Source organism: Variovorax sp. H27-G14, from assembly GCF_046156345.1.
Taxonomy (GTDB): domain Bacteria; phylum Pseudomonadota; class Gammaproteobacteria; order Burkholderiales; family Burkholderiaceae_C; genus Variovorax.
In genome coordinates, this window is sequence record NZ_JAYLVN010000043.1 from 1 (window position 1) to 10,584 (window position 10,584).

Annotated in this window: 8 protein-coding genes; 6 read left to right on the top strand and 2 right to left on the bottom strand. The window is 60.9% G+C overall.

All coding sequences use genetic code 11. The features are described from left to right. The first annotated feature begins 782 nt into the window (after positions 1 to 782). Together VLK31_RS35945 and VLK31_RS35950 are read left to right on the top strand one after the other, a co-directional pair. Positions 783 to 2,597: an ATP-dependent nuclease gene (locus VLK31_RS35945; protein WP_409173277.1), complete on the top strand. Its 1,815-nt coding sequence runs from the start codon at positions 783 to 785 to the stop codon at positions 2,595 to 2,597. Positions 2,598 to 2,601: 4 nt separating this feature from the next. Next, complete coding sequence (locus VLK31_RS35950) at positions 2,602 to 4,311, top strand: UvrD-helicase domain-containing protein (protein WP_409173278.1); 1,710 nt, start codon at positions 2,602 to 2,604, stop codon at positions 4,309 to 4,311. A 917-nt stretch (positions 4,312 to 5,228) separates the two neighbouring features. Here the strand turns inward: VLK31_RS35950 and VLK31_RS35955 are convergent. Next, positions 5,229 to 5,573 carry a helix-turn-helix domain-containing protein gene (locus tag VLK31_RS35955; RefSeq protein WP_409173279.1) on the bottom strand — a complete coding sequence of 115 codons (345 nt, stop codon included), beginning with the start codon at positions 5,571 to 5,573 and terminating at the stop codon, positions 5,229 to 5,231. Positions 5,574 to 5,831: 258 nt separating this feature from the next. Here VLK31_RS35955 and VLK31_RS35960 point away from each other — a divergent pair, with 258 nt between their 5' ends. The 4 genes from VLK31_RS35960 (at position 5,832) to VLK31_RS35975 (ending at position 9,824) form a co-directional block, all read left to right on the top strand. Further along, on the top strand, positions 5,832 to 6,812 hold the full coding sequence (locus VLK31_RS35960; RefSeq protein WP_409173280.1) for a hypothetical protein: 981 nt from the start codon (positions 5,832 to 5,834) through the stop codon (positions 6,810 to 6,812). A 234-nt stretch (positions 6,813 to 7,046) separates the two neighbouring features. Continuing rightward, positions 7,047 to 7,433 (top strand): hypothetical protein, encoded by a 387-nt coding sequence (locus VLK31_RS35965; protein ID WP_409173281.1) that lies wholly within the window; start codon positions 7,047 to 7,049, stop codon positions 7,431 to 7,433. Between the two features lie 12 nt (positions 7,434 to 7,445). Beyond that, entirely contained in the window at positions 7,446 to 8,945 is a 1,500-nt protein-coding gene (locus VLK31_RS35970) for an AAA family ATPase (protein WP_409173282.1), read from the top strand. Between the two features lie 525 nt (positions 8,946 to 9,470). Then, positions 9,471 to 9,824, top strand: a complete 354-nt coding sequence (locus tag VLK31_RS35975; protein ID WP_409173283.1) for a zincin-like metallopeptidase domain-containing protein — start codon at positions 9,471 to 9,473, stop codon at positions 9,822 to 9,824. A gap of 33 nt (positions 9,825 to 9,857) precedes the next feature. Here VLK31_RS35975 and VLK31_RS35980 read toward each other — a convergent pair. Beyond that, positions 9,858 to 10,584, bottom strand: a 727-nt coding sequence (locus VLK31_RS35980) for an IS3 family transposase (RefSeq protein WP_409173284.1), incomplete at its 5' end; no start/stop codon positions are given.

Below are 10,584 nucleotides of genomic sequence, written 5' to 3' on the forward strand. Positions count from 1 at the left end.
ATGGCCATAGTGATCACTCCTGATACCCCACCGCTTAAAAAAGCAGCAGGGTAGGCTGAACACCCGGGTCAAATTTGAAGCGGCACAACCCTCACAGGTGGGTCAAATTTCGGCCGGCGCCAACAGTGATAGCCGTGCTCCCTTGCAATCGTGTCGAGCGCGACGGCGAGCGAAGTCGGATGAGTTTTGCGCCGTTGCTTGGCGAGCCGATGTAGTTTCTCGGCAGCAGTCGGCGTGGTTGGTATGAGGTTCAAGACAAGCTCCAAACGTTGAAGCGGAATACCTTGGTGCCCATTGCCAAGCTCCGCTGAACGTGGAAGCTGACGCTTGCGAGAAATCATTGTCGTCCCGGCGAACCAGGTGAGCCATGATGGGCAGCGTGCGCCGACAAGCGCGATTCGGATTCTAAGCTATAGCATTGCGCGGTCGTAATGGAGCGACACAGCTCACGATGCTCAACGGGCCAAAGGCCAAAGGCCAAAGCCGGGTCGGTTGGCGTGTCAGCAAAAACGACGCTAAGCAAAGAGAAAAAGCAATGTGCGGGGTAGACGGCGTCGAGCATGGCGGCTATGCAGCGGGCGCAGACGTTGGCGACGCCAAGCCGGAAAACAGCTCTAGCCGCAGAGAGGTCATACCGGAACGGCTCTTGCGATTTGAAGCCAGCGGAGGTTACGGCGGGTCAGCTCAGTGAGGCCCAGCGCTCCTTGATTTCTAGCTGTAGAGGCGAGCGCATAATGAAAAGATAGCGGCCATGCTTACCAGTCGTTCAAGAGGGAGGCTACATGAAGCTTGTCCAGGTCAAGGTCGCGAACTTCCGAGGCATCATTCAGGGCATCGTCCACTTCGAGGGCCACAGCGTGCTTGTTGGCGACAACAACGCGGGCAAGTCCACACTCCTCGAGGCGATTGACCTCGTTTTGGGGCCAGAACGGCTCTCCCGCCGTCCGGTCGTCGACGAGCACGACTTCTATGCGGGTCAGTACCTCAGCGGTGACGGGCAGCCGATTCCGCTTTCGGTAGAGGTCATCGTCAGCGACCTCAACGAAGAGCAGCTCCGACACTTTCGCGAACATCTGGAATGGTGGGACGCGAACACAAAGACGCTGCTCGCCGGGCCGCCGGTCGAAGGCACCGACGCCGCCGAGATAGGGCCCGCACTGCGCGTCTTCTTCCGAGGAGCCTACGACGCGGAGGAAGACGACTTCCTCGGCAACACCTACTTTTCGCTTCCAGCACCCATTGGCGCCGGCGAGCACCAGGCGTTTCGCTCCACCGATAAGCGCAAGTGCGGCTTCCTCTATCTGCGGACGGTGCGCACCGGCTCGCGCGCGCTCAGCTTGGAGCGCGGATCGTTGCTGGACGTGATCCTGCGGCTTCAAGAGTCGCGCCTGAAGATGTGGGAAGAACTGCTGGGGTCGCTTCGCACCCTGCCAGTTGCTGAGAAACCTGAACTCGGCGTATCCACACTGCTGGCCGCGGTGCAGGTCTCGATCAAGAAGTTCGTGCCGTCGGATTGGGCCGAGGATCCGCACATGCGCGTTTCGGACCTCACCCGCGAAACCCTGAGACGCACGCTCACAGTCTTCATGGGCACCGGCGCGAAGCGACCGGATGGCAGCAGCTATGCGGCCCCGTACCAACATCAGGGCACGGGTACTATCAACACGCTGGTGCTCGCCTTGCTATCCATCATCGCCGAACTTAAGCAGAACGTGATTTTCGCCATGGAGGAGCCCGAGACGGCACTACCTCCACACACGCAGAAGCGGATCGTCAACAGCGTGCGCGAGAAGTCGGCGCAGGCCCTCTTCACGTCGCACTCGCCGTACGTGCTCGAGGAGTTCGAGCCCGCCCAGATTAAGGTGCTGAAGCGCGCGAGTGGGGTATTAACCTCCGTCCCCGCGAGCTTGCCGCCGACGATCAAGCGAAAGGCCTACAAGGCGGAGTTTCGAGCGCGTTTCTGCGAGGCGCTGCTCGCAAAGTACGTACTCATCGTCGAAGGTCGCACAGAGTTCGACGCGATGCAGGCGGCGGCTCGCACGCTCAGTCAGACCAATTCCGAGTATTTCAAGTCGCTCGAGGCGCTCGGCGTCGCCGTCATCGACGCCAGGTCGGACTCCCAGGTCGCGCCGCTTGGGCATTTTTTTAAGGCGCTGGGTAAGACCGTCTTCGCGGTATTCGACAAGCAGCACGAAGCACAACTCGCCCTCATTAAGGCCGCGGTCGACTACATGTTCGAGTCGCCCATGAAGGGATTCGAGTCGCTCGTGCTACAGGCAACCCATGAGAACGCGGTTCGACGATACGCGTTGAGCGTGGTGGCCGATGGCGACTGGCCGCAGCACCTGGCTCACGTGACGCCCGTGGAGGGGGTCGATTTGGCCCCGCTGAAGAGTGCGCTCTCGCAATACTTCTCTTGGGGCAAGGGCAGCGGCCAGGCAGCCGATCTGCTCGCGTCTTGCGCGGGCTGGCAGGAAATGCCTGAGTACGTCACATCGTGCCTGTACGGCATTGTCCAAGTCGTCGAGCCTCCGCCGCCCGTGCCGCCCGTGCCGCCCGTGCCGCCGGTGCCTCCTGCCGAAGCCGTAGTGGCTTGAGCCCATGGCCTGGAGTCCGCAGAAGGTCGCCTTCTTGGCTTGCCCCGAACACGCGCTGGCCCTCGCCGGCCCGGGCGCTGGCAAGACCCACGTTGCGCTCGTCAAGGCCCAGCAGCTGGTCGCAAGCGGATCGCTGAAGCCAGGACAGAAGGTGCTGTTCCTGAGCTTCGCGAGGCCCACGGTCGCCCGTATCCTTGAGAAGGCGGCCGAGCTCATCTCGCCGCAGGAACTCAAACATGTCGAGATCAATACGTACCATGGGTTCGCTTGGAGCATCCTGCGTAGTCACGGCTACCTGCTGAACACCACGAGGGCCATCACCCTTCTGCCGCCGCCGGAGGCCGCGGCTCACTTCGCCGACGTGGGCACGGATGCGCGTGATCAGGAAATGCTGCGCCTGTTCGAGGAAGAGGGGCGACTGCACTTCGACCTGTTCGCTCGATTGGTCGCACAACTTTTCCAGCGCAGCACTCGATTGGCGGGCATCTACTGCGACACCTATCCGACGATCATCCTCGACGAGTTCCAGGACACCAACGCCGACGAATGGGCGATGATTCGTCAACTGGGTCGGTGCAGCCGCCTAATCGCGCTCGGCGATCCCGACCAACGCATCTACGAGTTCCGTGGCGCTGATCCCCGCCGCCTGGGCGAATTTGTCGAGACTTTCAGGCCTGGAAGCTTTGACTTCGCGGGCGAGAACCACCGAAGCAACGGGACGGACATTACCGTGTTCGGAAACGATCTGCTGACCGAGCGAAACCGCGGCAAAGATTACACGCACGTGAAGATCGTGCGCTACGGCTTCCGCAGGAACCAGAGTACGCACTACCGGGCAAAGACGGAGGTGCTGGCGGCGCTACGGCGTCTGCACAACGAGGCAAGCACCTCGGTGTCTGTCCTCGTCCCGTCCAAGGCGTTCATGCTGCAGTTTTCGCAATACCTATCCTCGGAGCAGGATGGCCTGCCGGCGCTTCGACATGACGTGGCGATGGACGCGGAATCGCCGTCTCTTGCTGCAAACGTCATCGCCGTGCTGCTGGAGGGCGGCCCCGCTTCAGTGTTGGCGTCACGCCTTGTCGCCGCGCTCCACACCCACATCCGTGGCCGCGGTGGAAACAAGGCTCCGGCACAGGCGGAAATGGACCTCGCAGGTGCGATCAGCACCTACATGTCGACGGGAAAGATCCGGGGCAAGAACAGAGAGCTTGTCGTCAAGGAGTGCCAGAGGATCGCCGGCGAGCGCGCCGGCCTCAAGCTCTCGGGAAGCCCCGAGGAAGACTGGGCCGCCGTGAGAGAGTTGATTGCCGCATCCAGCGCGGCCCACGTGGCCCGCGTCGCCGAGGACGCACGATTCCTTCGGCTGTTACATAGGGGCTCCGCTTTGCGGACGGCGCTTAGCGGGCTGTGGCGAACGCGCGGAGACTATGTCGGAGCCGAGGCGGCGCTTCGCGACGCTTTGCTTCAAGAGCATTTTGTTGCCGCGCAGAAGGAGTGGCGCGGCTTGCACGTGATGACCATCCACAAGGCTAAAGGTAAAGAGTTTGACGAGGTCGTCATCTACGAGGGCACTTTCTCCGGGCGCATCGTAGCGGCGAACGCCGACGCCAAGCGCATTGCGCAGTCACGACTGGCACTGCGCGTCGCGGTCACGAGGGCTATTCGCCGCGCGACCATCGTGACACCCGAGAGAGACGGCTGCCAGTTTCTGTAGTCCCGCGACTGACGACCTCGGCGGGAAGTCGTTGCAGAGTTTCCCTGCAGGCTGGCGCACAAGGACGCGCCATCCACGGGACGCCTGTTTTGACGCGGCGGCGGACCACAACCTCGATTGGCGCGAAGACCGCTTCCAGTCTCAAGCTGACTGCGGAACCACAATTGGATCTGTGAGCGGAAGTTCTGCCTGATTGGCCGCTTAAGGAATCTGGGCCAACAGTAGCGAAGCCTGCACATGAACCAACGGCTCTAGATCGCGCAGCAGTAACTTTCACTCGCCTTGTGGCGTGGAGGAGCGGTTACTGGTGCAGTTACTGCACAATGCCTCGGAAGCACCCGGACCGATGCGGAAGCAAGGGCAATGAAAAAAGCCCTAAGTAGTTGATTTTCTTAGGGCTTTTGGACTTAAGCGGACAACCGCAAAAGTAGTGTTGGTGGCTCTTCACGGAAGAGCTACCGAAACCCACACGGGTGCAAGAAAAGGCAATTCAATCAACAACTTGCACCACTCATCAGGGGGTGTCATGAGCAGTACGACAGGTGGCACCCCCGACTGTACCTGCTCGGCAGTTCAGTGCACGCAGCGATCCGGGAAGTTGAGAATGTCAACGGACTCATAATCCTTTGGTCGATGGTTCAAGCCCATCACGGCCTACCACACCGCGTGTCTCATGGGAGAAGGAAAGCCTGCTATCTTTTCGATAGCAGGCTTTTTGCTTTCAGATCAGTGCTAGGTGGTCCTTGTCACGATAGGCTTTAGCTGCGTACTCATCCTGATCTTTCGTGAAAGAACAAATGGTGCGTGGGGCGCGCCAGCTCAGTGCTCGCGGAGCGGCATTAGCTTTTGAACTTTGGGCGCCCGATGTACCTCGCGGGGCAACTGTACGAGTCGAAAGCGGGTCAGCAAGACGCTCTTCAGCGCTTGAGTCGGTCGCAGATTTTTTCTATTACTTCCATAACCAGATCACGATCGGCTGGCCGAAGGTCTCCTAGTCGTTTGCTTAACCACACAGCTTGATCTTTTGGGAGCGCGCTGGTCGGCAGGATTAGCTCGTCGACGCCACAGCCGAAGACGAATGCAAACTCCGAAAGCCGCTGCAGCGAAGGCACCACCACGCCTCGCTCAGTGCGGGATACCGCTTCTTGGCCGATTCCTAATTTTTCTGCGACGTCTTCTTGGGACAACTTTGCCCCGACTCGGCGAGCAGCTATCGCTGCGCCCAAAGCTTTGGTATCGAGGTCCGGAATTTTTTTCTTCATGGTTTGCAGCCGACTCTGATAGTCGTATGTCAACCGCTTGAGTTGAAGGACCGTTTGAGTTGTAATGCCACCTATAAGGTGGCAAACACTGTTTTTCTGGATCGCTCTGTCGGCCTCGTTGATTGACGGGCCGTCTTGGGTCCGTGGTTCGAAGCGGCAGTTATCCCGTTCACTAGATTGGAGTTCCCCATGTCTCGATCATTGCTACGGCTTCCAGCCCTCCCTCACCCTCTGTACCTCGCCCTGCGCCTCGTCTTCGTGAGCCGCCTCACCCCCATCCTCGTGCTGGTCGCGGCTGTAGTGGGCTTCTTGTTTCATGCCGTCCTTCCCCACGAGCCAAGTTCCTCCAACATCAACCAAGCCTTTGCCGGCTGGAAGACCAGGGGTTTCGAAGCCAGTGCAACCCCGGAGGTCCGGAACATCACCAAGAAGTCATGTGCATCCGTAACGGAGGCAGATGGTTACCTGTGCGAACTCCAGTACACCGTCCAGCGCCTGAGTGGTCCACCCGTGACGGTGACGCGAACCCACCGGCTCTTTGCGATCGGTGACGGTTCCTGGGGTCAGCAGACCTGGTCTGCCACCGTGCAGCAATACGCCCAAGCCGATGTAGCGTGGCGCGAAGGCCACGCGTTCTGGACGCTCGTGTGCTACACCGTGGCGTCGGTCCTGGCGGCTCTGGTGCTGTTCGACGCGCTCCCGGCAGTGCCGTGGACCGCGCTGGGGATGAACACACGTGCCACGCCTTGGGCGAGCTATGGCATCCGCTCTGGCAGCAGCAGCGCCGACAACCTCGCCGACATGTTCACACGCGGTGCCAACACGCTTACCCCAGCGGGGGCCATGGGCCTCTTCTCTGCAGCGCTTGCGATCGGCGGGTTCCTCCTGGGCAGCTACGTGATTCCTGAGGCTTTCATCGACTTGCGCTACATGCGCTGGATCGAGCGGGCGTGCCTCCTGGTCTCGGGAATCAGCTTCGCGGTCGTGGGTTTCTGTCTGCCGATGCTGCTCGTGCGTGTCGTGGCATTGGGGGCGATGGTGGCGGTTCTGTACTGCGCCCTGGTGCTGCCTGCCATGTGGATCGCCACCGGCAGCGGGCCGAGTCAGACGATCGCCAAGACCTTCGGCTCTTCAGCTTCAGCCACAGCCATGACCAGCACCGCCTCCAGGGCAGGCAAGGCAACCGCTGCCCCTCCCCGACAAGGCTTCGAAGGCTATCGGCAACTGGTTACCTGGTGAGCTCTGCGCCCCGAATTTCGATTCACGGTCAACCCATTCGCTCTGGCCACAAGCCGCAGCGATGCCCATTCCCGGAGCAAGACCGGGACGTAACCTGAGAAGCGTGACCTCAGGTGTCCTTGACCACCCTTCGCCCGGACGGACACCGTGCGCAACCCCCGTGACCTCCCCCTCTTTTTTTTCTTCTTGGGGTGAGGTCGCATGTGGGCGGCGCAAGCCGCCCGGAGATAACGAATGAAACGCAAATACTCCATCACCCTGGCCTTCCTCCTGGCGATCTTTCTGGCGATCACCATTCCTGCAGGCGACGTCCTGGCTGATCAGCCCCCTCTTACTTACAAGGACCTCGTGCGCGAAGCGCGGCGCTACGAACGGCTCGAAGGCAGTGAGCGCGTCGTCTCGAACACGGTGCTGTTCCATAAGGTGCGGCTGGACCTCCGGCCCTTCGGTGGGGGCAGCAAGGACTTCTTCGTGGTGCGCAAAGACGAGATTGGTTTTGTGTGCAGCAGGATGACCCCGGGCTTTAAGGGGGGCACGGTGCAGGCCACGGTGATTCGACACGAAGAAGGTGGCGAGGGCAGCCAGTTCTTCGTGCTGGACTCTTGCACCGCGGTCAAGTAACAGGCCTGCAACATGGTTCAACCCTGGGATCGGGCGGGGGCCCGAGGTAAAGACCCGTTCGCTCAACTGGACCGGGCCCTGCGGCAGCACGCAGATGCAGCGTCTGGGCAACTGTTTGATGAACAAGAGGCGCCAGCCGGGCAAGAGACGCCAGAGGGACAAGAGGAGCAAGACGCGCCGGAAGGGTTCGAGTGGATGGGCGGTCTACCGCCGATCGACACGACGCCCGAGTCGGTTGAGGAGCCGGACGTCACCATGGAGTTCCTGGCGATCCGGCTGCCGTTCGCACGCCACCGGGCTGCCGAGACAGGGGTCACCCTCCTCTTCGACGCCATGATCTGCCAGGCCTGCGCGGGGGCAGTATTTCTCCGCGTGCGGGCTGCGGGGTATTGGCAGTACGGCTGCGATCAGTGCGGCACGCTCTTGCCACGGCGCGAAGTGACCAAGGTGCTGGGCCAGGTGGCCGAGCTGGCAGCGGCCACGTTGCCAACTCGGGTCCAGGGCCAGCCGCCACAGGTCGGCCGCGAGCAGCGCGACTGGGTCAAGGTGTTTCGGTTGGACGACTTGGCGGATCCACAGGCGATGGCGACGCTCAACAGCAGCGACGAGCATGCGCAGGCCAGGCTCAAGGCCACGGTGCAGCGACTGGTGAAGTCGAGCACAGTGCGTCACCTGGCCGTGCCGTCGCAGAAGTGGCGGACGCAGCTCGATGACATGCGCGAGCAGTTTCCAAACTTCGAACGCGCGATAGACGAGGTGATCGCACCGAGCCTGGCGGTGGCCGCGGCAGGCGGTCGGACGCGGCCTGCGCCATTGCTTTTGGTCGGGCCACCCGGGTGTGGCAAGAGCTTCTTCGCTTCACGCCTGGCAACGATGCTCAGGACGCCGACGTTTCAGGTGGACATGTCCGCGGCGAGTATCGGGGCCGTGCTGGATGGGTTGGCGGTGTATTGGGGGAATTCGGCCCCGGGACTGGTTTTTAAGACGCTGGCCTGGGGGCGTGGGGGAGTTCAGGCGACGGCCAATCCGATCGCGGTGCTGGACGAATTGGACAAAGTGGCGGTGGACCAGCGCCACGACCCGCTGGCGGCGCTTTACACCTTGCTGGAGGTGGAAACGGCCGCGCGTTTCGAGGATCAGAGCTTGCCGGGGATCCTGGTGGATGCTTCGCACATCCGGTGGGTGTGCTGTGCGAATGACACCGGGTCGATTCCCAAGCCACTGCTCAGTCGCATGCACGTGGTGCAGATTGAAGCACCGACCCAGGCGCAAGTGCACGGGATGTTCGAGCGGGTGTTCGAGAATCTGGTGAGCGAGATGCTGCTGATTAGTTTCGAGAAGTCAATACCGACATCGGTGCTCGAGCGCGTGGTCGGGGGGATGTCCGTTCGCGAGTTCAAGACGCGAGCGGGGATGGCGGTGGGGCGGGCGCTGGTGGCGGGGCGGAGGTGTGTGCAGGCGGAGGACTTTGAGATAGCCAGAATACGGAGTGTGCCGAAGATGGGATTCTGATTCTTCGAGCAGCACCTAGGATCACGCACCACTCGCCGTCGAGTCCTGATCGCTGCAGTCGATCTGAATGTTGATTCAGCTGAACCGGTCATCTCCCTATGCAATCGATCTTCAGGCCGTCGAATTCTCAATACACATAGACCGGGTCGCCAGTCCCGCACAACGACTTGGCTTACGAAATCGCGGTCAATACGTCAGGCCAAGCACTCCCGGCTTATGAACTTCGTTTCAGCACAACAATCATCCCCTTCGCTAGCAACCCCGATGACCCCCAATCTGGCCGAGCCGAGAGACTTCACTTTCTGAGTCATAGGCCAAGACACGAGCAGCCTATTCGACGTCTATGAGCGCGGCACGTACATCGTCAAGATGGTCGAGGTCAACTGCAGAGAGGCAAAACAAGATGCCAATGCGGGGGGGGGGTGAGCTGCTGGCCGAGGACGGTTCCGAGGCTTTGATCATGCGGATTTACAACGTATTCAATGCTAGCCGGATCGACGGCATGGCACCGATGCCCGTTCGCGAATGCAACGTAACCTGCGCCGATGCTGTGGAGCAAGTCATTTTGGTTTGCAGAACATGGGCCTCAAAGTCAGTTTTGGACAGGGGTTCCACCCTTGCTACGTTCCACGCACGGACGAGGTCCGCATCGCCCCTGTTAGTGAGTTCCATTCGTTAGAGGACTTCCACGCCACGCTGTTGCACGAAGCGCCAGGGAATGGCAGCCAAGCTGTGAAGCGGCTGGCCATGATGTCCTCAGACCTCCCGCGCTTCGGCTCTGCGGAATACGCGCGGCTCGAACTTATTGCCGAACTGGTGTCGGCGCAGTTTGGCGCTCAGCTTGGATTGCCCATGGTGTCGGCGCCGGTTGAACTTTGACCCACCGGGGGTGCGGCGGAATTCTTGGACTGGTTATGCCGTGAAGCCCAAGCTTCTTCGGTAGTCGATAGGACTGCGCGCACCCAAGGACATCTTGATCCGCTTCTCGTTGTACCAGCGGATGTAGGAGTCCAAGGCCTGGACGAATTGCTCGACGGTCGAAGATTGCCAATTACCAGGATAGAACCATTCGGTCTTCAATCGACCGAAGAAGCCCTCGCAAGCCGCATTGTCGGGCGAACAGCCTTTGCGGGACATAGAGCGCGTCAGGTCGGCATCCGCGATGCGTGCCAGCCATCCAGGCCAGCGGTAGTGGGCGCCGCGATCCGAGTGCACGACAGGCCGGCTGGTGCTGTCGATCGTTTCGATGGCGGCATCCAGCATCGTGTTCACAAGCTCAGCATCTGGACGCATGCCGATCGTCCAACTGACCACCTTGCCATCGAAGCAGTCGATCACGGGCGACAGGTACACCTTGCCCGCAGGAATGTGGAACTCCGAGATGTCGGTGAGCCATTTTTCGTTGGGAGCACCAGCGGTGAAGTCGCGGTTGATGAGGTTCTCTGGCGCTGGACTGATCTCGCCCAGATAGGAACCATACCGACGCCGCTTGGGCGTCGCAGCAACCAGGTGAGAGCTGGCCCCGGAAATCTGAACAAGCCGATAAGTGTGGAAACTGCTCCTGCTGGCGAGGACCTCGCCTGTGAAGACTGGAGCGAATATGAGCAGAAGACCCCGCCGCACGCACTCAGCGGCCTTC